Annotated in this window: 28 protein-coding genes, 1 tRNA gene and 1 rRNA gene; 9 read left to right on the forward strand and 21 right to left on the reverse strand. The window is 28.4% G+C overall.

Features of this window, described 5'->3' with window-relative positions:
• The first annotated feature begins 491 nt into the window (after positions 1–491).
• Positions 492–1,169 carry a uracil-DNA glycosylase gene (locus tag INR60_RS16350; protein WP_194192561.1) on the forward strand — a complete coding sequence of 226 codons (678 nt, stop codon included), beginning with the start codon at positions 492–494 and terminating at the stop codon, positions 1,167–1,169.
• Positions 1,170–1,211: 42 nt separating this feature from the next.
• On the opposite strand, the gene INR60_RS16355 is transcribed toward INR60_RS16350, so the two are convergent.
• From INR60_RS16355 to INR60_RS16395, 9 genes are all read right to left on the reverse strand, one after another.
• Positions 1,212–1,412: a hypothetical protein gene (locus tag INR60_RS16355; protein WP_194192562.1), complete on the reverse strand. Its 201-nt coding sequence runs from the start codon at positions 1,410–1,412 to the stop codon at positions 1,212–1,214.
• A gap of 38 nt (positions 1,413–1,450) precedes the next feature.
• The gene (locus tag INR60_RS16360) at positions 1,451–1,696 is read right to left on the reverse strand and encodes a hypothetical protein (protein WP_194192563.1); all 246 of its coding nucleotides are present in this window, start codon (positions 1,694–1,696) and stop codon (positions 1,451–1,453) included.
• Between the two features lie 256 nt (positions 1,697–1,952).
• On the reverse strand, positions 1,953–2,567 hold the full coding sequence (locus INR60_RS16365) for a copper homeostasis protein CutC (protein ID WP_338015021.1): 615 nt from the start codon (positions 2,565–2,567) through the stop codon (positions 1,953–1,955).
• 163 nt (positions 2,568–2,730) lie between these two features.
• Positions 2,731–2,806: transfer RNA gene (locus INR60_RS16370), tRNA-Phe, on the reverse strand.
• A 5-nt stretch (positions 2,807–2,811) separates the two neighbouring features.
• Positions 2,812–2,928, reverse strand: a 5S ribosomal RNA gene (gene rrf, locus INR60_RS16375).
• Between the two features lie 50 nt (positions 2,929–2,978).
• Positions 2,979–3,512, reverse strand: coding sequence for a flavodoxin domain-containing protein (locus tag INR60_RS16380; RefSeq protein ID WP_194192565.1), 534 nt, complete (start codon positions 3,510–3,512; stop codon positions 2,979–2,981).
• 18 nt (positions 3,513–3,530) lie between these two features.
• Positions 3,531–3,983, reverse strand: a complete 453-nt coding sequence (locus INR60_RS16385; RefSeq protein WP_194192566.1) for a GNAT family N-acetyltransferase — start codon at positions 3,981–3,983, stop codon at positions 3,531–3,533.
• Positions 3,984–3,986: 3 nt separating this feature from the next.
• Positions 3,987–4,502: a P-loop NTPase family protein gene (locus tag INR60_RS16390; RefSeq protein ID WP_194192567.1), complete on the reverse strand. Its 516-nt coding sequence runs from the start codon at positions 4,500–4,502 to the stop codon at positions 3,987–3,989.
• 17 nt (positions 4,503–4,519) lie between these two features.
• On the reverse strand, positions 4,520–4,954 hold the full coding sequence (locus INR60_RS16395) for a GNAT family N-acetyltransferase (protein ID WP_194192568.1): 435 nt from the start codon (positions 4,952–4,954) through the stop codon (positions 4,520–4,522).
• Positions 4,955–5,109: 155 nt separating this feature from the next.
• On the opposite strand from INR60_RS16395, the gene INR60_RS16400 reads away from it, so the two are divergent.
• Positions 5,110–5,847: an NAD-dependent protein deacylase gene (locus INR60_RS16400; protein WP_194192569.1), complete on the forward strand. Its 738-nt coding sequence runs from the start codon at positions 5,110–5,112 to the stop codon at positions 5,845–5,847.
• A gap of 38 nt (positions 5,848–5,885) precedes the next feature.
• Here the strand turns inward: INR60_RS16400 and INR60_RS16405 are convergent, their stop codons facing one another.
• Positions 5,886–6,290 (reverse strand): arsenate reductase ArsC, encoded by a 405-nt coding sequence (locus INR60_RS16405; protein WP_194192570.1) that lies wholly within the window; start codon positions 6,288–6,290, stop codon positions 5,886–5,888.
• A 131-nt stretch (positions 6,291–6,421) separates the two neighbouring features.
• Here INR60_RS16405 and INR60_RS16410 point away from each other — a divergent pair, with 131 nt between their 5' ends.
• The gene (locus INR60_RS16410) at positions 6,422–6,895 is read left to right on the forward strand and encodes a hypothetical protein (protein ID WP_194192571.1); all 474 of its coding nucleotides are present in this window, start codon (positions 6,422–6,424) and stop codon (positions 6,893–6,895) included.
• 27 nt (positions 6,896–6,922) lie between these two features.
• Here the strand turns inward: INR60_RS16410 and INR60_RS16415 are convergent, their stop codons facing one another.
• The 3 genes from INR60_RS16415 to INR60_RS16425 all read right to left on the reverse strand — a co-directional run bounded on the left by INR60_RS16415 (position 6,923) and on the right by INR60_RS16425 (position 10,012).
• Positions 6,923–7,930 (reverse strand): CPBP family intramembrane glutamic endopeptidase, encoded by a 1,008-nt coding sequence (locus INR60_RS16415; RefSeq protein ID WP_194192572.1) that lies wholly within the window; start codon positions 7,928–7,930, stop codon positions 6,923–6,925.
• Between the two features lie 154 nt (positions 7,931–8,084).
• The gene (locus INR60_RS16420; protein ID WP_194192573.1) at positions 8,085–9,323 is read right to left on the reverse strand and encodes a competence/damage-inducible protein A; all 1,239 of its coding nucleotides are present in this window, start codon (positions 9,321–9,323) and stop codon (positions 8,085–8,087) included.
• A gap of 59 nt (positions 9,324–9,382) precedes the next feature.
• Positions 9,383–10,012, reverse strand: coding sequence for a histidine phosphatase family protein (locus INR60_RS16425; RefSeq protein WP_194192574.1), 630 nt, complete (start codon positions 10,010–10,012; stop codon positions 9,383–9,385).
• Positions 10,013–10,143: 131 nt separating this feature from the next.
• On the opposite strand from INR60_RS16425, the gene INR60_RS16430 reads away from it, so the two are divergent.
• From INR60_RS16430 to INR60_RS16440, 3 genes are read left to right on the forward strand one after another with little or no spacing between them, the layout of a single operon-like run.
• Entirely contained in the window at positions 10,144–10,482 is a 339-nt protein-coding gene (locus INR60_RS16430) for a DsrE family protein (protein ID WP_194192575.1), read from the forward strand.
• A 21-nt stretch (positions 10,483–10,503) separates the two neighbouring features.
• On the forward strand, positions 10,504–11,274 hold the full coding sequence (locus tag INR60_RS16435) for a sulfite exporter TauE/SafE family protein (protein WP_194192576.1): 771 nt from the start codon (positions 10,504–10,506) through the stop codon (positions 11,272–11,274).
• A gap of 51 nt (positions 11,275–11,325) precedes the next feature.
• Complete coding sequence (locus INR60_RS16440; RefSeq protein WP_194192577.1) at positions 11,326–11,964, forward strand: lactate utilization protein; 639 nt, start codon at positions 11,326–11,328, stop codon at positions 11,962–11,964.
• A gap of 662 nt (positions 11,965–12,626) precedes the next feature.
• Here the strand turns inward: INR60_RS16440 and INR60_RS16445 are convergent.
• Positions 12,627–13,292 carry a hypothetical protein gene (locus tag INR60_RS16445; protein ID WP_194192578.1) on the reverse strand — a complete coding sequence of 222 codons (666 nt, stop codon included), beginning with the start codon at positions 13,290–13,292 and terminating at the stop codon, positions 12,627–12,629.
• Between the two features lie 91 nt (positions 13,293–13,383).
• Between INR60_RS16445 and INR60_RS16450 the strand changes: the two genes are divergently transcribed.
• Positions 13,384–13,728: a DUF1622 domain-containing protein gene (locus tag INR60_RS16450; protein WP_194192579.1), complete on the forward strand. Its 345-nt coding sequence runs from the start codon at positions 13,384–13,386 to the stop codon at positions 13,726–13,728.
• A 16-nt stretch (positions 13,729–13,744) separates the two neighbouring features.
• Here the strand turns inward: INR60_RS16450 and INR60_RS16455 are convergent, their stop codons facing one another.
• From INR60_RS16455 to fusA, 5 genes are all read right to left on the reverse strand, one after another.
• Positions 13,745–14,497, reverse strand: coding sequence for an ABC transporter permease (locus INR60_RS16455; RefSeq protein WP_194192580.1), 753 nt, complete (start codon positions 14,495–14,497; stop codon positions 13,745–13,747).
• Entirely contained in the window at positions 14,498–15,148 is a 651-nt protein-coding gene (locus INR60_RS16460; RefSeq protein WP_194192581.1) for an ABC transporter ATP-binding protein, read from the reverse strand. It abuts the gene before it with no gap.
• Positions 15,149–15,281: 133 nt separating this feature from the next.
• The gene (locus tag INR60_RS16465; RefSeq protein ID WP_194192582.1) at positions 15,282–16,229 is read right to left on the reverse strand and encodes an ROK family protein; all 948 of its coding nucleotides are present in this window, start codon (positions 16,227–16,229) and stop codon (positions 15,282–15,284) included.
• Positions 16,230–16,399: 170 nt separating this feature from the next.
• Positions 16,400–16,630 carry a hypothetical protein gene (locus tag INR60_RS16470; RefSeq protein ID WP_194192583.1) on the reverse strand — a complete coding sequence of 77 codons (231 nt, stop codon included), beginning with the start codon at positions 16,628–16,630 and terminating at the stop codon, positions 16,400–16,402.
• A gap of 54 nt (positions 16,631–16,684) precedes the next feature.
• Positions 16,685–18,757, reverse strand: coding sequence for an elongation factor G (gene fusA / locus INR60_RS16475; protein WP_194192584.1), 2,073 nt, complete (start codon positions 18,755–18,757; stop codon positions 16,685–16,687).
• 219 nt (positions 18,758–18,976) lie between these two features.
• On the opposite strand from fusA, the gene INR60_RS16480 reads away from it, so the two are divergent.
• Together INR60_RS16480 and INR60_RS16485 are read left to right on the forward strand one after the other, a co-directional pair.
• Positions 18,977–19,492 carry a sigma-70 family RNA polymerase sigma factor gene (locus INR60_RS16480; RefSeq protein ID WP_194192585.1) on the forward strand — a complete coding sequence of 172 codons (516 nt, stop codon included), beginning with the start codon at positions 18,977–18,979 and terminating at the stop codon, positions 19,490–19,492.
• Positions 19,485–20,477: a DUF4179 domain-containing protein gene (locus INR60_RS16485; protein ID WP_194192586.1), complete on the forward strand. Its 993-nt coding sequence runs from the start codon at positions 19,485–19,487 to the stop codon at positions 20,475–20,477. The genes INR60_RS16480 and INR60_RS16485 overlap by 8 nt, the downstream gene beginning before the upstream one ends.
• Before the next feature lie 41 nt (positions 20,478–20,518).
• Here the strand turns inward: INR60_RS16485 and INR60_RS16490 are convergent, their stop codons facing one another.
• Both INR60_RS16490 and carB read right to left on the reverse strand, forming a co-directional pair.
• Positions 20,519–21,706 carry a class I SAM-dependent methyltransferase gene (locus tag INR60_RS16490; RefSeq protein ID WP_194192587.1) on the reverse strand — a complete coding sequence of 396 codons (1,188 nt, stop codon included), beginning with the start codon at positions 21,704–21,706 and terminating at the stop codon, positions 20,519–20,521.
• 308 nt (positions 21,707–22,014) lie between these two features.
• The gene (gene carB / locus INR60_RS16495; protein WP_194192588.1) at positions 22,015–25,230 is read right to left on the reverse strand and encodes a carbamoyl-phosphate synthase large subunit; all 3,216 of its coding nucleotides are present in this window, start codon (positions 25,228–25,230) and stop codon (positions 22,015–22,017) included.
• Between the last annotated feature and the right edge of the window lie 8 nt (positions 25,231–25,238).

Genomic DNA, 25,238 nt, shown 5'->3' on the forward strand with positions numbered 1-25,238 from the left:
GTGTTAGGCACGCCGCCAGCGTTCGTCCTGAGCCAGGATCAAACTCTCAATAAAAAGTTTAATCTGTACTCTTAAAACTTAAATTCGTAAAAAGAATTGCTGGTTTTGTATTATATAAATCTGTTCAATTTTCAAAGACCATTTAATCTCCGTCGCACTCAAGCGACTTGCTTATCTTAACACTTAAGTTTTAAGTTGTCAACACTTTTTAATTAAAATGTTTTTAACCTTCAAACTTAGCGTATCGCTTGTTTGCGTTTTGCATCAGCGACAGGATTTATTATATAATTTTCGATAAAATATGACTCGTATAAATATAGTATTTTCCTAAATTATATTTAATATACTCTTAAATTTATTAAATAACTCATTTTTATGTATATTGATACTCTAGGTTGTGTTTTCATATTTTTATAGAAAATTTAGAAGATTCTGAACGAAAATATTGTGTTATAATTGCTTAAAAGACAGATTTAAGGAGGCTTAACTAAATGAAAGAGATACTTAAAAATGATTGGCAAGATTTATTAAAAGATGAATTTCAAAAAGATTACTATAAAAAGATACGATCTTTTTTAATTGATGCTTATAAAAATAAAACGATATATCCAAATATGTATGATATTTTTAATGCCCTTCATTATACTAGCTATAAAGATACTAAAGTTGTAATCCTAGGTCAGGACCCGTACCACGGACCAAACCAAGCCCACGGATTAAGTTTTTCAGTAAATGTAGGAGTTAAAACTCCACCTTCACTTAGAAATATATATAAAGAATTAAATACTGATTTAGGATGCTATATCCCAAATAACGGTTATCTAAAAAAATGGGCTGATCAAGGTGTTCTTCTTTTAAATACAACACTAACTGTAGAAGCACATAGCGCAGCATCCCATAAAAACTTAGGCTGGTCTTTATTTACTGATGAAATAATAAAACTTCTAAATAAAAAGGAAACTCCAATCGTATTTATTTTATGGGGAGCTCATGCAATAAAGAAAAAGGAACTTATAACAAACAAAAACCATTTTATTATTCAATCAGTTCATCCGAGTCCTTTGTCTGCTTCTAGAGGATTTTTTGGTTCTAAACCCTTTTCTAAAGCTAACGAATTTTTAAAAAGCACTAACCAAAAAGAAATTGATTGGCAAATAGAAAATATCTAAATAAAAATAAGCCATCTATTAGTTTTAATAGATGGCTTATTTTTATAAATTATCTTTTACGATTTCTATCATATCATTATATTGTTCTTCTGTTATTAATTCATATCTTTTCAAAATATCTAAAGTTTCTTTATCATATAATACATCTTTTTCTAAATATTTATCTATGTTTTTGCGATTTATATTTGCTCCAACTATAACTGCTATTACTATCATAATAAACGCTATTGATATGAACTCCATTTTCTAACCTCAATTTAGATTTTTCTAATTTTATTATATTAATCTAAATTTGAATTGTGAATTCTTTTTTTATCGTGTTTTTTAACCATATTATAAATTGTTGATACTATTATTCCTGATACTCCACCTAATGCGAAATAAAAGGTAACATTCCCTCTAACCACTCCAACTAAAGTTCCTAAAGCTACCCCTACAATAATCCCTTTACATATCCTATCGTATTCTTCATCCGTCATTCTAAGTTTTTCTCCCATAACAACACCAACTCCTAATATTATTCTCATAACCTTATACTATTATTGTAACTGTTAAATCTTAATACTTCCTTAAGCAAATCTTAAAGCTTGATTATTAAAGTGTTTAAAATTCATTAAGTTATCTTTGTCCTAATTTTAACAGTTTTTCTTTATCTTGTAAAGAGTTATTTTATAACTCTTTTGTTAATTTCCATTATTATATTATGTACTTATTTATATGTTTTATTCATAAAAATAGAGAGCTACATAAAATAATTTATATAACTCTCTTATATTTATACTTTTATACGATTTTTGTTCCATGAACCTCTATACAGTTAGTCTTACTTATTACATATTCAAAATTATCTTTATTAACACCACCACCAGGCATTAATATTATCCTGTCATCTGCATATTCTATAAGTTCCTTTATTGTAGCTAGATTTTCTAAGGCACTATTCTCTCCGCCTTTTGTAAGTATTCTATCAACGCCTAAACTTACTAAAATATCTATAGCTTCTTTTTTATTCTTTATTTCATCAAAAGCCATATGAAAAGTTGCATTTAATCCTTTTGCCTCTTCTAAAAGTCTTTTACTGTTTTTGATATCTATTTTCCCATTCTCGTCTAATATCCCAAATACTATTCCATTTACCCCAATCTCTTTACACACCTTTATATCTTCTAACATTATCTCAATCTCATCTTCATTATATGTAAAGTTTCCACCTCTAGGTCTTATTATAACGTTTATTGGAATATTTATGTTTTCTTTTGCCTTTTTTATTGTTCCTATACTTGGAGTAGTTCCCCCTTCTAATAAATTATCACAAAGCTCTATTCTATTAGCACCCTTTAAGAAACCTTCTTTTGCTTCTAAATAATTTCCCACACAACATTCTTTTATCAATGTAATCACCCTCCATTACTTTTTAACTTTATTTTATCCCCTCTCTTTAAATTTGTCTTTAGTTTTTATAAATTTATTTAAAAGAAAAAGTGGCAAGCGCCACTTTAATAAATTATTTCATTCTATACTTTTATACGTAAAAAAAGCACTAACCAAAGTTAGTGCTTTTTGGTGGCTCGAGCAGGAATCGAACCAGCGACACGAGGATTTTCAGTCCTCTGCTCTACCGACTGAGCTATCGAGCCAGATGACCTAGCAACGTCCTACTCTCCCACACAGTCTCCCGTGCAGTACCATCGGCGCTGTAGAGCTTAACTTTCCTGTTCGGAATGGGAAGGAGTGTTTCCTCTACGCCATCATCACTAGATTACTTAATCAGTATACATAATTTGAGCTTATTTGTCAAATAGTTTCTAATTATTTTTTAATATAATCTAATATAGGCTTTATACTTCCTTTGTCTGTAAAATCTACAACCTTTCCATATGTCTCTAAGAACTCATTATTTTCAGGAGTTAATTCTTCCTTTTTACTAATTGATTTCTTAAGCATATACATCATAGTTTTATGAATTACAGATAGCTTTTTATAATCTATTCCTCCTCTTAAGTTAAATATTTTAATATTATCTTTCATATCATCATTAAATGTTCTTACTGTATTTCTTAAAATAGCTTCTTTATTTTCTAAAACGTTTGGATCTGCAAGTCCACAAGTAAATACAATTAACTTTTTACCTTTTAACATGTTGTAATTTTTAGTGATAAAATCTAATCCACTTGTTCCACCTGCATATAAACCTCCACCATATACTATTACATCATAATCTAAAAAAGTATCAGCTTTAAGATTATTGTTTTCAAATAAGTCTGCATTTAGTTCCTCACTTATCCATTTCGCATATATTTTTGTAGTTCCATATTTAGATTTATAAATTACAGCTATCTTCATATCCCCACTCCTTAAAATTTATTCTAAGATTATAGCCATCTCCCTATTTAATGGACTAAACCCTAAATCCCTATATAATTCATATCCATCATCAGTATATTCTAGTTGCACTTTAACAACACCTATTTCTTTTGCATCTTTTAATATATTTCTAACTATTTCTTTTGCAAAACCTTTTCTTCTATACTCTTTTACTGTATATACGTTTAAAAGTGTAGCCATTTTTCCTGAAATACAAGCCGCTGTAGGTATTCTTTCGTATATAGTAAGTATTGCAGATGCTACTATTTTATTATTTATAAGCCCTATATATATTACTAAAGTATCATCTTCTATATGTTTTTCTAAATAATCTTTTAAAGCTACTCTAAGTTCATCTTCATTATCCATATCTCTTATTAGAGATAAAAATTCTATTCTATTTTCTATTAATGATTCTATATCTTTTCTTTTTGCCTTTCTTATTTCCATACCCTAACCTCTTTTTAATTTATTTAGTAGTTCTTCTCCTTCTTTTCTTGAAGAAACTATGTATATATCTTTACCCTTTGATTCTTTTATCATCTTCAAATATTCTATTCTATAGTTTTTATTAAAATTCCAAATCCAACTTAAAAACTCTATATCAATTTTTTCTATACATCCCTTTCCCATATCAGACCTTGTTTTACCGTAATTAGTTATAAATCTTTTTAAAGCTCCTCTAATGCAAACTCTTCTTTTATAATCTAAATAAATTACAGCGTCGCATCTTTCTAACCTCTTAGGAATAGTTCTTCCAAAGTTTCCATCTATTATCCAAGATTCTTTACTCATTTCAAAATCAAGTCTATTATCGAATTCTTCTAAACTTACAGGGACCCAATTTTCATTCCAATATAGTTTATCTAAATGTATAACTCTAATATTTAATATTTCTCCAAGCTTTTTAGCTAGGGTACTTTTACCACTCCCACTGCAGCCAAGTACTATTATTTTCTTATATTCCATAATTTTCACCTGATAATTTATTTTTCTTTACTCATAAATATAAGATGTTCTAAAGTTTTATATCCTCTTCTATTATAGAAACCTTCTGCTTTATCGTGTCTTTTTGTCATTAAAACAATCTCTTTTACTCCACGTTCTTTAAGCTTTTCTTCAAATTCTTCTAAAAGCTTACTTCCAACATTGTTACCGTGAATAGACTTTCTAACGCAAAACTCTTTTATATTAAACATTATTCCATCATAGTACTGTTCTTCGTGTCCTAATATAAAAGCTACTATCTCGTTATCCTTTATAAGCTTTAGTCCATAAAAGCCACTGTCGTCTAACATATTTTTAAGTCTTTTACTTGCAGTTTCATAAGTCCAATTATCATTCCAAGGCTCTCCATTAAAAGCCTCTATATAAATATCTACTAATTCATTTAAATCTTCTCTTTTTATTTCCTTAAACATTTATAACTATCTCCTAATACTTTATTCCATAAAATTTATTATACCACACATCTAGTAATCATTTACATTTAGCTAAATATGTTTTCTCCCTCTGTTTGATTTATAATTTCTTTATGTCATAATTAAATAATAAATTAAAATACGGAGATGATATTATGGATAATAAAATAAAAGAATTATCTGAGATTATAAAAAATAGTAATAATATTGTATTCTTTGGTGGCGCTGGAGTTTCTACTGCAAGTGGAATACCTGACTTTAGAAGTGCTAATGGTCTTTTTAACGAAAAGCTTAACATGACTATTTCACCTGAGCAGTTAGTGTCTCATAGCTTTTATTTAAAATACCCAAAAGAATTTTTTAACTTTTATAGAGCTAAACTTATTTATGAAGATGCTAAACCTAATGATTGTCATATAGCTTTAGCAAAGCTTGAGAAAATAAATAAAGTTAAGGCTATAGTTACTCAAAATATCGACGGGCTTCATCAAGCTGCAGGAAGTAAAAATGTTTTTGAACTTCACGGCTCTGTCCTTAGAAATTACTGCACTAAATGTAATGCCTTTTATGATGTTAACTTTATACTTAATTCAAATGACATTCCTCTTTGCACTAAATGCGGCAGTATAGTTAAACCTGATGTAGTTTTATATGAAGAAGCTTTAGATGATGATGTTATTAAAGGTGCAGTTACTGCAATTTCAAAGGCAGATACTTTAATAATCGGAGGGACTTCACTTGTTGTTTATCCAGCAGCTAGTCTTATAAATTACTTTAGAGGTAAAAACCTTGTTTTAATTAACAAAAGTACAACTTCTGCTGATTCTAATGCAGATTTAATTATTAATGATGATATATCAAAAGTCTTTAAAGAAGTTATGAGTCTTTTATAAATCAAAAAGTGGACAAACAGTTTGTCCACTTTTTATATTTAAATTATATTATTTTCTATTCTAAGCTTTAAATCTTTTATCTTTTCTTCAATAGATTTTATGATTAATATAAATTCCTCGTCTGATTTTCCTGTAGGGTCTTCTAAGCCCCAGTCTTCTGTATGAGTCGCTTTGACGTATGGACATACAACATTGCACCCCATCTTTATAACTATATCAACTTCTGGTATATCACTTAAAAGCTTAGACTTTTGAGTTTCATTCATATCTATATCGTATAAATCCTTAATTAATCTTACTGCATCTTTATTAATTTCAGGTTTAGTTTCAGTTCCCGCTGAATAACTTAAAAATACATCTTCTCCATAAAGTTTGCCTAAAGCTTCAGCCATCTGAGATCTACATGAATTATGTACGCAAACAAATGCTACTTTTTTCTTCATAATTTATAACACACCCTTTCTTAATTTAAAGGATAAAATATAACCTATGTTTAAGTCAATTGAATTTTTTTGGTATCTTTAATGGTTTTATTAAATATATTTATACTGTGAAATAATTTAGAGGTTAGTTTATGTTTACTTTTGGTTTGATATTAGTTGGATTTTTAATCTTAGGAAGTCTTTTTGTAATTTTTTCCTATGAAAATAAATTAAAGAGATTAAAACGTGACCTTGTTATATCTAATAGTCACGTAACAAGTTTACGCTCAAAATTATCAAAAGACAGTAATTCTAATTTTAGAAGTGATGAATCTAGTTTTTCTTCTAAAGAAAAATTAGAAATAGAATTCCTTTTACCTAAAGAACCTAGAGGCATTTTAAATGAAAATTCAAACATACTTTTAGCACCTACTTTAAATTCTCCAATTCTTTTAAAAACTAATTTAAAGATGGAGGTAATAATTATAGATAGGGCAAATCATTTAGGGATATATTGGTATTATGTACTTTTACCTGTAGATTCAAATATAAACTCTCGTGGTTGGGTTAAGAAAACTGACTTTACCTACTTTTACTCAAACTCAAATAACATAACTAAAGCCTAAAAAAAATTGTCTAAAAGGGAAATCCTTTTAGACAATTTTTCTTATTATAAATGGAATTACTATCATTACTAATAAATAAAATACTATTGATAAAACAAAAGGCCAATCTATTATTCTTTCTCTGCTTGTCTCTTTTCTTACCATTCTATTATCTTCTATATTTACTTTTTCATCTCTTAAAGTAAATACAGAATCCTCATCATAAACTATTTCTTTTACTATTCCATTTCTTATATCACTAAGCTTTTGAAGCTTTCTTAAAACAAATACTGCAATTAAAGTTCCTATAGCTAACCAAAATACTCCACCTATTGCTAAAGTTATCTTTTCGTTTATAGCTAAATTTTTAAGAGATACATCTGCTGCACTATCTAAAGATGCTGGTGAAACTACTTGCATTAATTTATTTAAAGTAATTGAAGTACCGTTTATTATAAAGTGAATTATCATAGATGAAAAAATACTTCCTGTAACTCTTACTGTATAAGCTAATATAAAACCTAAAACTGTAGCATATACGAATTGTTGAAAGTCTAAATGAAACATTCCAAAGAAAAGTCCACTAACTAATGCTGCTTTTAATTTGCTCTTTTCGTTATATCCAGATAATATAACTCCTCTTAAAGTGATTTCTTCTGTAATTGAAGGCATCACAGCAACTAGCAATAATAAAATTATATAAGGACTGCTATTTATCTTTGTTATAAACTCGCCTATGTTATTTTCAAATATAAACCCACTTATAAGTCCAAAAAAGTTAGTTATAAATAAACATCCTATTCCTAATAGTATAACTAAGAAAAAATCCTTAATCGGTAACTTTTTGAATCTAAATGTTTCTTTAACGTTGCATTTTGTAACTAATACATAAATAATTGCTGGAACTATAAATAGCATAAAATGATTTAAAGCTAACATAAGTTTTATATCAGTTATTCCTAGAATTTTATAAATAAAACTTAAAGGTATTGGCATAAATACTTCTAATATTAAAATTATTAGAAAATATTTATTAGCTCTTAGTACATTTCTCATAAAAACTCCTTTTACTTTGAATATTATTTTTTAAATTGGATAAACTTTTTACTGAGGCTATTTGCTTCATTAATTAATCGCCTCTCCCCCATTTTATTTATATACAAATATACAACTCTCTTAAATTACGTCAGTTAAGAGAGTTGTTTTTTTGTTATTTAATCTTTAGTAATTCTCTTCTTACCATATCTAGAGCTGTCATACAAGCTCTATTTCTAACAGCTTCCCTATTACCTGTAAAGATGTGCCTTTTAGCATATGCTTTCCCATTTACATATATACCTATGTAAACTAAACCTACTGGTTTTTCTTCTGTTCCTCCGCCTGGTCCTGCTATACCTGTTGTAGAAATACCAATATCAGAACCGCATCTTTTTGCTATTCCTTCTGCCATTTCTATTGCTGTTTCTTCACTTACAGCACCAACCGTATCTAGAGTTTCTTCTCTTACTTTTAAAGTCCTAATCTTTGCTTCGTTTGAATAAGTTACAGCACCTTCTAAAAACACACTAGAAACTCCAGGATAGTCTATAAGTCTAGCTGCTATAAGTCCTCCAGTACAAGATTCAGCTGAGCCTATAGTTAATCCTTTTTTAATTAAAGATTTAGCTACAACAAATTGGATAGGGTCTTCTCCCATTCCATAAACATTATCTTTTAAAACCTTTTTTATTTCTAAAATAACAGGTTTATTTAAATCTTCACATTGTTTTTTAGAACTTCCTTTAGAAGTTACTCTTAATATAACTTCACCTTCTTTTGCATAAGGTGCAACTGTAGGGTTTTTAGAATTTCTTATTAGATCTTCTAAAAGTTCATCTACCTTACTCTCACCTACTCCAAAAATCCTTATTATATCGGAAACTATAGTAGTTTCTGTTAGTTTTTCTAAATAAGGCCTAGCTTCATTTAAAAACATAGGTTTCATTTCTTTTGGAGGTCCTGGAAGTATGATTATTGTTTTATTATTTTTTTTCATTATTGCACCAGGTGCAGTTCCAAAATTATTTTTTAAAATTATAGCTTCCTCTGGAAAATATGCTTGTTTTTCATTGCTTTTTACACATTCTCTTCCTAATTTTTCAAAATAATCTTTGATTGATTCTAAGCTTTCTTTATGAAGCTTTAAATCTAACCCTAAATACTCTGCTGCAAGTTCTTTAGTTAAATCGTCTTTAGTTGGACCTAACCCACCTGTAGTTAAGATTATTTCACTTCTTTTAAATCCCTCTTCAAATGCTTTTAAAATTCTTTCTTTGTTATCTCCAACTACTCCTTGATAGTAAACATCAAGTCCTAAATTAGCTAGTTCTTTACTTAAAAACTGAGCATTAGTATTTAATATATCACCGAGTAATAACTCTGTTCCTATTGATAGGATTTCACATTTCATAAATATCCCTTCTCACTTTTTAAAATTTTCTATACTATAATTATATACTAAAAGACTTCCTACCATCCAAGCTTTTGATTTTTAACTGTAAAATGACTATCATCATTTTTAAATTCAATATTAAAGTTATTATCCTTATCTACTATTATCTTAGTTAGGGTAGCTTGTCCCATAACTTCTGAGTTTACTTCCTCATCTTTAAAATAATGCATAAGTGCTTTTAATGTTATGCCATGTGCTACAATTAAAACATTTTTCCCTCTATTTTCTTTAATTATTTTATCCATAGCATCTTTAACTCTAGTTCTAACACTTCCTAAGTTTTCACCATTAGGCGCAGAAAGGTTAACATCTCCATGCATAATTAAATCTATATTCCACTCTGGATTTTCTTTCATAACTTCATCAGTCTTTCTGCCTTCATAATCTCCAAAGCACATTTCCATAAGTCCATCTTCTGTTATTACTTCTAATTGTTTTTCTCCCTTTATTATGTTTGCAGTATGTAATGCTCTTTCTATAGGACTTGAATAAATAACATCTAATTCTATTTCTTTAATTCTTTCTCTTAACTCTTTTGCCCTATCTATCCCATCTTTTGTTAAAGACGAGTTTCCTCTTCCTTGAAGTCTTTTCTCTATATTCCATTCTGTTTGTCCGTGTCTTGTTAAATAAATTGTTGTATTCACTTTAGTCTCATCTCCCTTAAAATTTCTAATTATAATTATAACAAATTTTTTTGTTTAACTAATATTTAAAGTTTAGAAATACTAAAAGCAAACTTTTGTACTATGCTTTTAATTAAAAGGAGATGTTTAATATGAAAGTAATTTTACACGTAAATGAAAATGACCATTTTAAAATCGCATTAGGTAATATTAAAAACCTTTTGAATTCAGGAGAAGAAATTCAAATAGAACTTTTAGTTCATAATGATCCTATAAGATTTTTAACTAAAGATTTTTCAAAAGAATCTAATTTTATAGAAGCTTTAGAAGATATATCAGAAAAAGGAGTAGTTATATCCGCTTGTAATAATACACTAAATAATTTAAATATAAGAAAAGAAGATCTATTAGATTTTATAACAGTTGTACCTGCTGGTGTTTTAGAGCTTATTAAAAAGCAAGAAGAAGGATTTGCATACGTAAAACCTTAAGAAAATCAGAGAGGTGAAATTATGATTATTATTTGCTTTTTAATAGCAATAATCGCAACAACTATAGGAGCCTCATCTGGAATAGGTGGAGGGGTTATAATAAAACCTGTTTTAGAATCATTTAATATGTTTGATTTAAAAACTGTAACTTTATTATCCTCAATAACAATATTTTCTATGGCAGTTGTTTCTCTTATAAAACAAATTAAAATGAAAGATCCTATTAATTTTAAAACAACTGTAACTATAGCTTTAGGGTCTACGTTAGGCGGAGTCATTGGTGAAAAACTTTTAAAATTTATGCTATCTTTATCTAGTAATTCTAAAGTAGTCGCAGTGCTTCAAAGTCTTATGCTTATTTTTTTACTAGCTGTAGTTTACGTATATATAAACCATAAAGATAGATTAAAAGAGTTTAAAGTTAAATCCTTAGTATTGATTTTTGTAGTTGGTTTAATTTTAGGCGCATTAGCTTCCTTCCTAGGAATAGGTGGTGGCCCTATAAACGTAGCTATATTTTCATTACTATTTAGTATGAATACTAAAGATGCTGCTAGAAACTCAATTATTTTAATATTTTTCTCACAGGGCGCTAAAATCTTATCTATAGCTTTAACTACAGGATTTTCTAGCTATAATTTAAAGGTTATGCCTTATATGATAGTAGGTGGAGTTTTAGGAGGATTCTTAGGATATAAACTTAATAAATCAGTATCAGATAAATTTATAACTCGACTTTTCAACGTTGTTTTAATATTTATAATATTTGTAAATATCTATAATTTAATATGACACTAGCTTTGGCATAACATTTGCTATTTTATTTAAATAGAGGTGATTATTATGGATAAAATTATAAAGTGGAAAATGGAATGCGATGCAAAAGAAATTGTGGATATATTAAACTCTAAATATTATAACGCTAAATACTGTAAAGATTTAGAAGAGGCTAGGTCTACTATTTTAAATATCATTCCTAAAGGCTCATCTATAGCCCTTGGGGGTTCTGTAACTTTAAATAGTTTAAATTTATTAGAAACCTTTAGAAGTGATGATTATAAATTATTTGATAGATACAAAGATGTACCTTTTTCTGAGACGGTTGAAATTATGAGAAAATCTCTTCTTGCAGACTTTTTAGTTACAAGTACTAATGCTGTAACTAAAAATGGAGAGCTAGTAAATATGGACTCTACAGGAAATAGAGCAGCTCAAATGTTATTTGGTCCTAAGAAGGTAATAGGCGTAATAGGCGTAAATAAAATAGTTTCAGATTTAGATTCTGCATATAAAAGAATTGAAAAGGTTGCTATTTTAAACTCAAAGAGAATAAACCACAAAACTCCTTGCGCTTCATCTGGAAGTTGCTCAAACTGTGATGTAAAAGATAGAATTTGTAACTTTGTATCTATTGTAAATAACGGTAGAAAATTTGAAGATAGGTTTACTATACTAGTAGTTCCCGAAAATTTAGGCTATTAAATTAAATAAGTGGCTTTGCCACAATAGTTAAAAAGGTGTTATTAAATTATTTAATAACACCTTCTATTTTAAGTAATTGAATTCCCTATAAATATAAGTTAAATTTTAAAAATCACTAAATTTAAACGGGACGATTAGTATTGATTTTCTGTTTAAATTAACTCTTATATATTTATAGTTTTGGTCCCCCGATCAAAACTTTGATAAATTAAAATAAAATTTCACTCTCAAATCTTATTTTAAAACTCATACATTAAATATATAAATAATTTAGACTAATTTTGCTTAAATCTATAAAAGTGATTTTGCTATTAGATATATAATAAATTAATTTACCCCATTAATTCCTTCTAATATCAGTTTAAGATTAATTAATGATACCTTTAAATTTCCGTATCTTTTAAATATCATTTCCCCTAATTTATCCGTATTAACTTAATTTATAGTTATTAAGCACAAATAGTCATATTGTTCTACTCATTTCTTAATTTGACTTCTAATTACTCTTATTATTTTATCTTTAGTAAAATTTCAATGTGATACCTAAGCGTCCTATCCTATTCTCGTAATTTTTTCTTAATAATTTAACCACTTTTTAACATAAACCTATATCTTTTGAAATTATTTACGCTTTGTTCTTATTTTTTAAAAATACTTTCATTTTATGGATGAAGTATTTTATGTTTTATAAATTTTGCATAGTCTTTAGTTATAACTAATTGATCTATTGCCCCGCCACAAGTTGCAAGTCCTTTACTAAACCTTTGAGTTTTTATAGTTAAATCAACCATAAACTCTGCAAAATCTATGCCATCTTTTAATTGCATAAACTGCCAGTCTATATTCATTCCTTTATTATAAGTCATAAGCCCCATTAATATATCTGTTTCTCCATCAAAAGAAGCTCCTGCAACTATATTATTTTCTTTATTTAAATTTGGTCTTATTATTTCTAAATCACTAGTTATGCTGTATACATATTGCAGATCATTATGGTATCCACAAAGATGATAAATTACTCCTTTGCCGTGTTTTTCTTTAGTGTAATCCCTTAATTTATAAGTTATATCTGTTATATTATCCTCTTCTTTAACAAGGTCTATTTCAAAGCTTCTAATAAAATCTCCTACAGATTTCCCTCCGATTCTAGCATCACCACAACAAGAAACACCTATAGTTCCATCCTTTATAAGAAATAACTTTTGTGAATTATCACTTAAAGTTCTTCTATCTTTAGTTCCATCCTCATGTGTAGTAAGTCCTGTTAATCTGCTATCTGCTGCCATAGCTATTCCCTCTGGTAAAAATACCGTTGCAATTATTGACAAATCTATCCTCTCCTTTTCTAATCTCTTGACATTGAACCATTATATCCTTAAACTGTATATAAATTACACTAAGATAAAGGACTGATTTCATTTGGATATTAATTATATTTTAGAAGAAATAATAAGGTTTATAAACATAATATCTATATTAATTTTATTAATAGGTGTAATTTTTTCATTAATTTCTTTTATAAAGTCTGAATTACGTAAAAGTCCAACTGATGAAAAAATTAAATCTATTATCTTTATTAAAAACTATTTAGGTTCTTATATATTACTTAGCTTAGAAGTCTTAATCTGTGCAGATATAATAGAAACTATTATAAATCCTAGTTTTAAAGATATATTACTTTTAGCATCTATAGTATTAATTAGAACTATTATCTCTTATTTCTTAAACAAAGAAATAGAAGCATCAAAAAAAGAAGAACCTTAAAAACGGTTCTTCTTTTTTATTCTATATCTTTTATTTGTAACCTATCATTATAAAAGTTTTTATAAGACATATAAATTGCAATAATAGTTGAAAGTGACGTTGATGCTAATATCATAAATGTAACCATTATTTGAAACCTTACTGCAATTATAGGTGAAGTTCCCCCTAAAATTAAACCTGTCATCATTCCTGGAAGTGATACTATTCCTAAAGTCTTCGCTGAATCTATAGAAGGTGCTATAGCAAGTTTTATGCTTTTATTTATTATATCTTTTGATGCTAACTTTATATCAGCCCCTAAAGACAATTTAGTCTCAACTTGTATTCTATTTTCTTTAAATCCAGATTTTAAATTCATATATGCAAGTCCTATAGCTATCATAGAATTACTAACTATCATTCCTCCAACTGGTATCATATCTTTTGGAGTATTTTCTATAGCATGTACTAAAACTAAAGTCCCAAGAGTTATAACCGTTCCAACAGTAAGTGATATAAAAGATATTAAAACTATATTATCAATACCTTTACCTCTTTTTTTAGTGTTAAAGGCTGCATTTACTATCATAATTAAAACTATTATTAAAGTTGCAATAGTATTTTTTATATTAAAAATATATTCTAATAAATATCCAACTATCAAAAGTTGAACTATTGCACGAATTACGCTATAAATTATATCTTTTTCTATATTTAACTTTTGTTTATAAGATACAATTAAAGGAACAACTAAAAGAATAGCTGTTAATATAAGTGAATTTATACTCATTTAAAACTCCTCCAAATCTTTTATAGTTCCAGAATCTATAGTAATTCTCTTATTAAAAATTCTTTTGCTTTGCTCTAAATTATGAGTTACCCAAACTATAGTCATTCCTTCATCGTTTAACTCTTTTATGTACTTTTCTATAATTTCTGTATTTTCTTTATCTAATGCTGATGTTGCTTCATCTAATAAAAGAACTTCTGGTTTAAATAAAAGCCCTCTTCCTAAAGCTATTCTTTGCTTTTCACCACCAGATAAATCATTAATATTTTTATCTAAAATACTATCATTTAAATTTACCTTTTTTATCATTTGTTTTACCCTATCTAAATCAAAGGTTTCATTTGCTATCTCAAAGGGAAGTTTAAAATTATCTATAACCTTTTCTCCAAACAAACATGGAAGCTGAACTAAATATCTTATATCTTTTCTAAGTTCTAAAGGACTATAACTTTTATAATCTTTTCCTTTAAATAATATCTCTCCTGATTCTATAGGAATTAAATCTGAAAGTAATTTTAAAAATGTACTCTTACCACTCCCTGAAGATCCTATAATAGATAAACAATCCCCCTTATTTATAAAAAGAGATATTCCTTTTATTATTTCATCATTTTTTGATCCATACCTTAAATCCTTAACTTCTATTATCATTTACTTAACGCCCTTTCTTATATTTTTAAAGTTTCTATACCCCTATTTGATAATAATACTTTAAATTTATATTTTCAAACAAATAAAAGCGATATCAGATTTACTGATATCGCTTTTTTGTATTAATTAAAATTTAGTTATCCATTTCTAATAATGCTAATGCAACTGCACCAACAACACCAGCATCAGTTCCTAAACCTGCTGGAAGTATTTTTGTGCTTTCTGCCATAGCAGTAAAGCATCTTTTGTTAACTACTTCTCTAACTTTATCAAAAACTATATCTCCAGCTTGCGTTACTCCTCCACCGATAACTATCATTTCAGGGTCGAATATTGAAACAGCGTTTGCTATACCAATTCCAAGATAAGTTAACGCTTCGTCAATTATATCCATTGCTACCTTATCACCCTTTTTAGCTTCTGTGAATACTTCAAATGAAGTAACTTCATCGTAATTTTTAAGTGAAGTCTCAACTTTAGTTCTAACAGCTTCTTGACCTCTTCTTCCAATAGCTGTACCTGATGATACCGCTTCTAAACATCCTATGTTTCCGCATCCACATCTTGGTCCAAATGGTGCTACTGTTGTATGTCCTATCTCTAATGCATTTGAAGTGTTACCTCTGTAGATTTGACCGTTTAAAACAGCTCCTCCACCAACTCCAGTACTTACTGTAAAGTAAACCATGTTTTTAGTTCCTTTACCTGCACCTAACATATACTCTCCGATTGCTGCTACATTAGCATCGTTGTCAAGGTAAACTGGTACGTTGAACTTCTCGTTTAACGGTTTCACTAAATTGAAATCTTTAAATGGTAAGTTTGGTGTACTTATTATTATTCCTTTTTCAGCATCTAAAGGTCCTGGAGAACCGATTCCAATAGCTTTAACTTCAGATATATCAATATTTGAATCATTTATTACGAATTCTATGTTCTCTATTATTCTTTGAAGAACCTTTGCTTCTCCTTCGTGAGCATTTGTTGGTATAACGTTGATGTTAGATACCTTTCCTTCTAAATTTGCTAAAGCTGTACTTATTTTAGTACCGCCTAAGTCAACTCCTACTACATAACCCATAGTTTAATTTCCCTCCAATGACTTTGCTTTTGATTTGATGAATTAATTGTTTCTATTTTTACAATAGTCTTATTATACAATATTTTTAAAGATTTTTAAAATAATTAAAGAAAAAATATCGGTAAAGTTATAAAACTATACCGATATTTTGGTTATTTTTAGAAAGTTTACTACCTTCTAGCTTTTATATAATACTCTCCGTTTTCTCTTATTCCACAATCTTCTATATAAAAATTATTATCTTCTAGCATAGAATTTATTATTTTTACGCTAGAATTATTATTTTCTCTAAATGTTATAGTAAATTTATCGTTAGTATCTATTATTGAAAGATACTCATAAATATTGCTATATTCTATAGAATTAATATCTCCTTTTATATCCATCTGATAATCTGACACTTAACTCGCTCCCATCATCTTTTTTCTTTTTATTATTCCCAAATAACTTTAAATTTATTCACTTTCCTTATTTGAAATAATTTTATCTACTTCTGTTATAGGAACTTCTTCATATCTTTCAAAAGTCATTTTAAAACTTCCTCTAGCTTGAGTTATAGACCTTAAATCCGTAGCATATCTAAACAACTCTGCACTTGGAACTTCGCATAATAATTTTTGCATTTTAAAGCTCGGCTCCATTCCTATAACTTTTCCTCTCTTTTTATTTATATCACCTATAACATCCCCCATATATTCATCTGGTATTAATACTTCTAGTTTCATTATAGGTTCTAATAATATTGGTTTTGCTTCGCTTATTCCTTTTTTATATGCAATTGTAGCTGCTATCTTAAATGCCATTTCTGAAGAATCTACTGGATGGTGAGAGCCATCGTGTAGTGTTGCTTTTAAGCCTATAACTGGATACCCTGCTAAAACTCCATGTTTTATGCAATCTCTAAGTCCCTTTTCTACTGCCGGTATATAATTTCTAGGTACAACTCCTCCAACTACATTATCAACAAATTCTAAATCTTCAGATTCATCATATCTTCTTTCAAATTTAATTTGAACGTCACCGTATTGACCGTGTCCCCCTGATTGTTTTTTATGCTTTCCTCGAACGTCACTACTTCCTTTTATAGTTTCTCTATAAGGTATTTTTGGTTCTTTAAGTAAAACATCTACTGAAAATTTATTTTTAACCTTGCACGCTAAAACTTCTAAGTGAGTTTCTCCAACACCTGATATTATTAGTTCTGCATTTTCAATATCCCTTCTTATCTTAAAAGATGGGTCTTCTTCTAATAGCTTATTTAAAGCTAAGGATATCTTTTCCTCATCTCCCTTTGATTTAGGAAATACAGCCATAGACATAACTGGTTCTGGAAAATCAAAGCTTTCATAAATATATTTAAAGCTCGGATCTACTAGAGTATCCCCAGTGCAAGTTTCTTGTAGCTTTGCAACTGCCCCTATATCACCAGCTATTATTTCATCTGCTTGAATTTGATTTTTACCATTCATAAAAAATATATTTGAAAGTTTTTCTTTTTTCTCTTTATTAATATTTAGAACAGACATATCATTTTTAAGTTTTCCTGTTATAACTTTAAAAAGTGATATCTTACCTACAAAAGGGTCAGCTATAGTTTTAAATACAAACGCAGAAAAGGGATCGTCCTCGTTTAAACAAATATATTCAGTTTCTCCATCTATATTTTTAGCTTTTTTTGCATTTGTAAGTTCTGGAGAAGGAAAGCATTCTACTATATCATCTAAAAGACAATTCATACCTATAACTTTAATTGCACTCCCACACATAACAGGTGCAATATCACCTGTAGCACACCCATTTATAAGTCCATTATAAAGTTCTCCGTCGCTAAGCTTCCCGTCGCTAAAATATTTTTCAAGTAATGTTTCATCAGTTTCAGCTACAGCTTCTGTTATCATTTCTTTACATTCCATTATTTTATTTTTATATTCATCTGGAACTTCGCAAATGTCCATAGTTTTAGTTTTTTCATTATAAATTCTAGCCCTATTAGCTATTATATTTATAACACCTTTAAAATCATCTTCTTTTCCTATAGGATACTGGATTGGAACTACACTCATTCCAAACCTCTCTTTTAACTTATCTAAAGTCTTATCAAAATTTGAGTTTTCTCTATCTAACTTATTTATAAAGAATGTTCTAGGTAATTTTATATCATTACAATATTCAAATGCTTTTTCAGTTCCAACTTGAACCCCTGAAACTGAACATACAGTAATCATAGCAACATCAGCTGCGCTCATTCCTTGAATATTTTCTCCTATAAAATCAAAGTATCCTGGCATATCTATAAGGTTAACTTTAGTTTCATTCCAATTCAAAGAAGCTATTGAAGTTGAAATAGATATATTCCTCTTTTTTTCTTCTATATCATAATCAGATACTGTTGTTCCATCCTCTATTTTTCCAAGTCTCTTGGATACGTTTGCATTATATAATAACGCCTCAACTAAAGATGTTTTTCCTGAACTTCCATGACCTATTATCCCTATATTTCTAATATTCTTTATATTGTAGTCTTTCATTAATCTGCTAGATGAATTTATCTAGCTTCACCCACCTTTCAAAAAACTCTCATAATAATTTATGAATACTTTTTGTAATTTAGACTGAAAAGCCTTGTAATATTTATATATTTTGTATAAATTAACTTATATGTAAAATTTATTGCAACCTTTTTATATCTTCCTCTCTCTAATAGAGTGTAATAAATATCTATAATAAATTTTGAAAGGATTATTTTAATGGAATTTTTAATAAAAAGAGCACAAAAGGGAGATAAAGATGCCTTTATAGAAGCTATAAATCTTTGTGTTCCTCAGTTATATAAAATGGGGAAACCTCTTATCTCTAATGATAATGATATAGGGGATATAATTAGTGAAACTATATTAATATCTTTTGAAAAATTAAATACTTTAAGAGAACCTATATATTTTAAAACTTGGCTAATTAGAATTTACTTAAATAATATAAATAAGCACCTTAAAAATAATATAAAGGTTATAAATATAGATGATTTAAATCACTTATCATATAAAGATAAATCTATAGAAAACTTTGAACTAAAAGAAGCTATCAAAACTTTAAAAGAAGATTATAAGGTAGTTATAACTCTCTTTTATATTATGGATTTTAGTATAAAAGAAATATCTAAAATATTAAATGAAAAAGAGGGGACTATTAAATCTAAATTATCTAGAGCTAGGTCTTCTCTTAGAGAATATTATGGTTTAAATAAGGGGGTTAATAATGGATAATTTAGATTTCGATTTAGAAAATTTAAAAAATGAAAAGATAGAAGTTCCATCTTCTGTACTCAATAAAGTTAATGAATCATTCTATAAAATAAGGGAACCTAAAAAGAAAAATAATTTAAAAAGAATACTAAAAATAGCTATAATCTTTGCAGCAATACTTTCAATATCTTTTGCAAAACCTGTATCAGCTAATTTAAAAAAGATCTTTCTAAATCCTGATAATAAAGGTATAGAAAAGGCAATAGAAAACAATTATATTCAAAAAATATCAGAGAAATCTTTTAAAACTTCTGATTTTAACTTAAATTTAGACAAGGTGCTAGTTGATAGTACTAATATTATGTTAACTTACAAACTATCATTTGAAGATAAATCTAAAATATCAAAGCTTGATTTAGAGGATTTAACCTTTAGTAGCGATGTAACTTTAAAATTAGATGATAAACCTGTAGATATTAGTTTTACTCAATACTCTGTAGAAAATTCTAATAATAACACATTGATTTTAAATGCAATTTTTAGAACTTCTAAGTTAAATAAAGCTAAAAATTTATCTATAAATTTAGGTGGTCTTAAATTATCTACTTCAGATAAAAATAAGTGTTTATATTATTCTGATTCAAGCTTTAATTCAAATATAAAATTAGATGATAAATTCTCATCTAAAGAAGATATTAAATATAAAGTAAAATCTTCTTCAAAAAACATAATAGTAAATGAAGTTACAGCTACTAAAACAGGATTGTTTGTGGACTTAGAATATTTAGCTTTAGGGCATGATGAGAATCTACTAGAAAATATAAAACTTTTATCAAATTCTAAAGAATATAAATCATCTTTTGGAGAAATAGTATCTAAAGATAATAAAGACACTGTAAAAATAACCTTTAGTTCCCCTACTTCATTTGATAATTTAGACAGCTTTAAAATAGAAATTAAAAATCCAGATGGTATTAGTAAAGATACTGTAGAACTATCTAAATAATAAAAAATGGATGCTAAAATTAATTTTAGCATCCATTTTTATTAATCTTCGTAAAGATAAGCTCTAGTTAAAGGTAATTCGTTATTTATACCTTTTGAATATAAAGTTTGGTGTATATCTATTGACCAATAATGGAACCCTGCAGCGCAAGATGTTAAATAAAGGTGCCACATTCTTAAGAATTTCTCATCAAACATTTTTCTTTCTTCTGCTATATGGTCTTCAAAGTTTTTAACCCACTCTTGTAGTGTTTTCATATAGTGTAATCTTAAACTTTCAACATCTATAACGTGGAAATCCATATCTGATGCTACATCTATTTCTTCTCTTAAAGTTGGTAAATATCCACCTGGGAATATATATTCAGTTATAAATTTATTACCTTCTGTTTCAACTAAGTTAGTTATATTATGTAATAAGAATAAGCCTGACTCTTTTAATACTGCATTTACATTCTTATAAAATAAAGGTATATTTGCATGACCTACGTGTTCAACCATACCAACGCTTACAACCCTATCAAATTCTAGTCCTGATTTTTCAAGGTCTCTATAATCCATTAATTTAACTTCTACTAAATCTTCTAAACCTTCTTCTTTAATTCTTTCAGTTGCTTTAGCGAATTGTTCTTCACTTAAAGTTATTCCTAATGCTTTTACTTTATAAAGTTTTGCAGCCTCTATTATTAAATATCCCCATCCGCAGCCGATATCTAATAATCTTTGACCTTCTTTTAAATTTAATTTTTTAAGTATATGTTTGATTTTATTCATCTGGGCATCATAAAGAGTGTCATTTTCATTTTTAAAATATCCACATGAATAACTCATTGTCTCATCTAACCATAAACTATAGAAATCATTTCCTATATCATAATGGTGTGCTATATCTTTTTTTGATTTCTTTAATGAAGGTGCTTTTACTTTTCCAGCAAATTTTAAAAGTCTTGACCCTTTATTTAAGAAACTTTCTTTATTTCTTATAATGCTTTCAAATATTTCTTGTGAATCTCCTTCAAAATCAATATCTCCATCCATATAAGCTTGTGCTAAAGCAACGCTTGCATCTTCTAATAAATCTTTTTTGCTTGGGAATTTATTAATTATAAGTTTGAATTTTGGTTCTCCTTCTCCGACTTTTAATATTTCCCCATCCCATAGTTTTACTTCAAAAGTTTCGTCTGATAAATGTTCAGTAAATTTCTTTACTAAAGTTTTATTTAGTTCCATAACTTTCCCTCCAATCTAGTTGTACCTGTTTATTATATTCCCGACTTTTTAAAATAGGTAAACTCCTTATTTTTATAAATATCTATAAATTCTAGTTATTAGACTAAGTAATCATAGTATTCTTTTAAATTGCTTTCTTTTACTCCATATTCCTTTATTCAGATAATCTAAACTACTTAATTTACTAGCCTTAGCTATTTGTCTGAACTTTCTATTAATACTTAACTAACTATTAATAAAAAAGCTATCTAATCCCTAATCTCTTAGGTTTAGATAGCTTTCAAATTATTCACATGTAAAATTTTAGATTACATTTCACCTATATTAAATATTTCCATTGAATTATCTTTTTTGTAATTTTCTTTCTTAACTTCTATCAATGCCCTTAAAGTGTCTAGTGCTGTCATAACTCCGATATTTCTTTCAACAGCTGCTCTTCTTATTAAGAAACCATCTCTTTTTGAATCATTACCTTTTGTTGGAGTATTTATTACTAAATCTACTTCTTTATTTTTAACTGCATCTAATATATTTGGGCTTTCTTCGTTTATTTTTCTTACCTCTTCTGCATCTATTCCATTATCTCTTAATAGCTTGCAAGTTCCTTTAGTAGATATAAATTTATATCCTAATTCTGATAAATCCTTAGCCATTTTTAAGAATTCTTTCTTATCATGCTTTTTAATAGTTGCAAGGATTTTTCCGCTTTCCATTTTAGGATACATAGAAGCCCCTAAGAATCCTTTATATAAAGCTTCATTTAAAGTTCTTCCTATTCCTAAAACTTCACCTGTTGATTTCATTTCTGGTCCTAATGAAACTTCTACGTTTGGAAGTTTTTGAGTTGAGAATACTGGAACCTTTACTGATACTAAATCTGGTTCTTTATATACATCTACTCCATATCCTAAGTCTTTTATCTTTTCTCCAAGCATTACTCTAGTTGCTATTTCAACTATAGGTACTCCTGAAACTTTACTAATATACGGAACTGTTCTTGAAGCTCTTGGGTTAACCTCTATTACATAAAGATTTCCTTCAAACTCTATAAACTGTATGTTTATCATTCCGTTTATTCCGATTCCAAGTGCTAATTTTTTAGTGTAATCTAAAACTTTTTCTTTTATTCCTTCTGATATATTTTGACTTGGGTACATAGTTACACTATCTCCTGAGTGAACTCCAGCTCTCTCTAAGTGTTCCATTATTCCAGGGATTAATATATTTTCTCCATCTGAAATTGCATCTACTTCTATTTCTCTTCCCATTAAATATTTATCTATAAGGATTGGATTTTTCTTATCTCTTTCGAAAGCATTTACTAAGTAGTAGCTTAATTCTTCCTCGTCATAAGTTATTTCCATCCCTTGTCCTCCAAGCACATATGAAGGTCTAACTAATACTGGGAACTTAAGTTTTCTAGCTTCTTCTAATCCATCTTCTACGTTCCAAACACCTTTTCCTTTAGGTCTTGCTATATCTAGCTTTTCTAAAAGATCATCAAACTTTTCTCTATCTTCTGCCATATCTATTTGATCTGCAGTAGTTCCAAGAGTTACTATTTCCTTTTCTTTTAAGAAATTAGCAAGTTTTATAGCCGTTTGTCCTCCGAATTGAAGTATTACTCCATCTGGATTTTCTTTTTCTATTATATTTAAAACATCCTCTTCTGTTAAAGGCTCAAAATATAATTTATCTGAGATATCAAAATCTGTACTTACTGTTTCAGGGTTATTATTTACGATTATAGTTTCTATTCCTAATTTTTTTAGTGCTTTTACGCAGTGAACAGAAGCGTAATCAAACTCTACCCCTTGTCCGATTCTAATAGGACCTGACCCTATAACCATAACTTTTTTCTTACCTTCTGTTATTTCTACTTCATCAAACTCATCGTAAGTTGAGTAGTAGTATGGTGAGACAGCCTCAAACTCACCTGCACAAGTATCAACCATCTTATACGTAGGTTTGATATTCCAAATCTCTCTAAGTCTATTAATATCTTCTGGACTTACTTCTAAAAAGTCTGCAATTCCCTTATCTGAGAATCCTTTTTTCTTTAAGTTAAGTAACCATTCTTTATCTAAATCATCTATAGTACTAAGTTTTAACCTTTGTTCTTCATTAACTATCCATTTTATTTTTTGAACAAAGAATTTATCTATTCCTGTTATTTCAGAAACTTTTTCTATTCTATATTCTCTTCTTAGCATTTCAGCTAAAGCAAATATTCTCTCATCATCTGGAGTCATTACTCTATCTTTTAATTCTCTCATGCTAAGTTCTCTAAACTTTTTATGCTCTAAAGAATATTTTCCTATTTCTAAACTCCTTATTCCTTTTAAAAATGCTTGCTCAAAGTTTGAACCTATAGCCATTATTTCTCCAGTTGCCATCATCTTAGTTCCAAGGGCTCTATCTGCACTAAAGAATTTATCAAAAGGCCATTTTGGAATTTTACATACTACGTAATCTAAACTTGGTTCAAAGCATGCATAAGTTCTTCCTGTAACTGCATTTTTTATTTCGTCTAAGCCGTATCCTAAAGCTATCTTAGTTGCAAGTTTTGCTATAGGGTATCCTGTTGCTTTTGATGCAAGTGCTGAAGACCTTGACACTCTAGGGTTAATTTCTATTACTGCATATTCAAAGCTATCAGGATTTAGTGAGAATTGTACGTTACAACCACCTTCTATCCCTACTGCATTTATAATATTTATAGATGCAGTTCTAAGCATTTGATATTCTTTATCTGAAAGAGTTTGAGACGGAGCAACTACTATACTATCTCCTGTGTGAATACCGACTGGATCTATGTTTTCCATATTACATACAGTAATGCAGTTTCCGTATGAATCTCTCATAACTTCGTATTCTACTTCTTTCCAGCCTTTAACTGATTTTTCTAAAAGAACTTGTCCTATAGTACTTAACTGAAGCCCTGATGTTAAAATATCTTTAAGCTCCTCTTCTGTTTCAGCTATTCCTCCACCAGTTCCACCTAATGTGTATGCAGGTCTAACTATTACTGGGTATCCTATTTCTCTTGCAAATTCCATACCCTTATCAAACTCAGTTATAATTTCGCTTTTTATAACTGGCTCATTTATTCTATTCATCATAGCTCTAAATAGCTCTCTATCTTCGCCGTCTTTAATAGAAGCTACTGATGTACCTATTATTTTTACGTTATATTTATCAAGAATACCTTCTTCGTATAATTCTACTGCAAGGTTTAGACCTGTTTGTCCTCCCATTCCTGCAAGTAAACTATCTGGTCTTTCTTTTGCTATTACTTTTTCTATAAATTCTATAGTTAATGGTTCTAAGTAAACTTTGTCTGCAACTTCTTTATCTGTCATTATTGTAGCTGGGTTTGAGTTTACTAAAACAACCTCTATTCCTTCTTCTTTAAGCGCTTCACAAGCTTGAGTTCCTGAATAATCGAACTCTGCTGCTTGTCCTATAATAATTGGGCCTGACCCTATAACTAATACTTTTTTAATATCTTTATTTAATGGCATAACTTTTC

The organism is Clostridium chrysemydis, assembly GCF_015234215.1.
In the GTDB taxonomy this organism is placed as follows: Bacteria; Bacillota; Clostridia; order Clostridiales; family Clostridiaceae; genus Clostridium; species Clostridium chrysemydis.

What these genes read in the sequence shown, in the direction of transcription:
- INR60_RS16350 (WP_194192561.1), top strand. Translation starts at nt 492, where the DNA reads ATGAAAGAGATACTTAAAAATGATTGGCAAGATTTATTAAAAGATGAA.
- INR60_RS16355 (WP_194192562.1), bottom strand. Translation starts at nt 1,412, where the DNA reads ATGGAGTTCATATCAATAGCGTTTATTATGATAGTAATAGCAGTTATA.
- INR60_RS16360 (WP_194192563.1), bottom strand. Translation starts at nt 1,696, where the DNA reads ATGAGAATAATATTAGGAGTTGGTGTTGTTATGGGAGAAAAACTTAGA.
- INR60_RS16380 (WP_194192565.1), bottom strand. Translation starts at nt 3,512, where the DNA reads ATGAAGATAGCTGTAATTTATAAATCTAAATATGGAACTACAAAAATA.
- INR60_RS16385 (WP_194192566.1), bottom strand. Translation starts at nt 3,983, where the DNA reads ATGGAAATAAGAAAGGCAAAAAGAAAAGATATAGAATCATTAATAGAA.
- INR60_RS16390 (WP_194192567.1), bottom strand. Translation starts at nt 4,502, where the DNA reads ATGGAATATAAGAAAATAATAGTACTTGGCTGCAGTGGGAGTGGTAAA.
- INR60_RS16395 (WP_194192568.1), bottom strand. Translation starts at nt 4,954, where the DNA reads ATGTTTAAGGAAATAAAAAGAGAAGATTTAAATGAATTAGTAGATATT.
- INR60_RS16400 (WP_194192569.1), top strand. Translation starts at nt 5,110, where the DNA reads ATGGATAATAAAATAAAAGAATTATCTGAGATTATAAAAAATAGTAAT.
- INR60_RS16405 (WP_194192570.1), bottom strand. Translation starts at nt 6,290, where the DNA reads ATGAAGAAAAAAGTAGCATTTGTTTGCGTACATAATTCATGTAGATCT.
- INR60_RS16410 (WP_194192571.1), top strand. Translation starts at nt 6,422, where the DNA reads ATGTTTACTTTTGGTTTGATATTAGTTGGATTTTTAATCTTAGGAAGT.
- INR60_RS16415 (WP_194192572.1), bottom strand. Translation starts at nt 7,930, where the DNA reads ATGAGAAATGTACTAAGAGCTAATAAATATTTTCTAATAATTTTAATA.
- INR60_RS16420 (WP_194192573.1), bottom strand. Translation starts at nt 9,323, where the DNA reads ATGAAATGTGAAATCCTATCAATAGGAACAGAGTTATTACTCGGTGAT.
- INR60_RS16430 (WP_194192575.1), top strand. Translation starts at nt 10,144, where the DNA reads ATGAAAGTAATTTTACACGTAAATGAAAATGACCATTTTAAAATCGCA.
- INR60_RS16435 (WP_194192576.1), top strand. Translation starts at nt 10,504, where the DNA reads ATGATTATTATTTGCTTTTTAATAGCAATAATCGCAACAACTATAGGA.
- INR60_RS16440 (WP_194192577.1), top strand. Translation starts at nt 11,326, where the DNA reads ATGGATAAAATTATAAAGTGGAAAATGGAATGCGATGCAAAAGAAATT.
- INR60_RS16455 (WP_194192580.1), bottom strand. Translation starts at nt 14,497, where the DNA reads ATGAGTATAAATTCACTTATATTAACAGCTATTCTTTTAGTTGTTCCT.
- INR60_RS16460 (WP_194192581.1), bottom strand. Translation starts at nt 15,148, where the DNA reads ATGATAATAGAAGTTAAGGATTTAAGGTATGGATCAAAAAATGATGAA.
- INR60_RS16465 (WP_194192582.1), bottom strand. Translation starts at nt 16,229, where the DNA reads ATGGGTTATGTAGTAGGAGTTGACTTAGGCGGTACTAAAATAAGTACA.
- fusA (WP_194192584.1), bottom strand. Translation starts at nt 18,757, where the DNA reads ATGAAAGACTACAATATAAAGAATATTAGAAATATAGGGATAATAGGT.
- INR60_RS16480 (WP_194192585.1), top strand. Translation starts at nt 18,977, where the DNA reads ATGGAATTTTTAATAAAAAGAGCACAAAAGGGAGATAAAGATGCCTTT.
- INR60_RS16485 (WP_194192586.1), top strand. Translation starts at nt 19,485, where the DNA reads ATGGATAATTTAGATTTCGATTTAGAAAATTTAAAAAATGAAAAGATA.
- INR60_RS16490 (WP_194192587.1), bottom strand. Translation starts at nt 21,706, where the DNA reads ATGGAACTAAATAAAACTTTAGTAAAGAAATTTACTGAACATTTATCA.
- carB (WP_194192588.1), bottom strand. Translation starts at nt 25,230, where the DNA reads ATGCCATTAAATAAAGATATTAAAAAAGTATTAGTTATAGGGTCAGGC.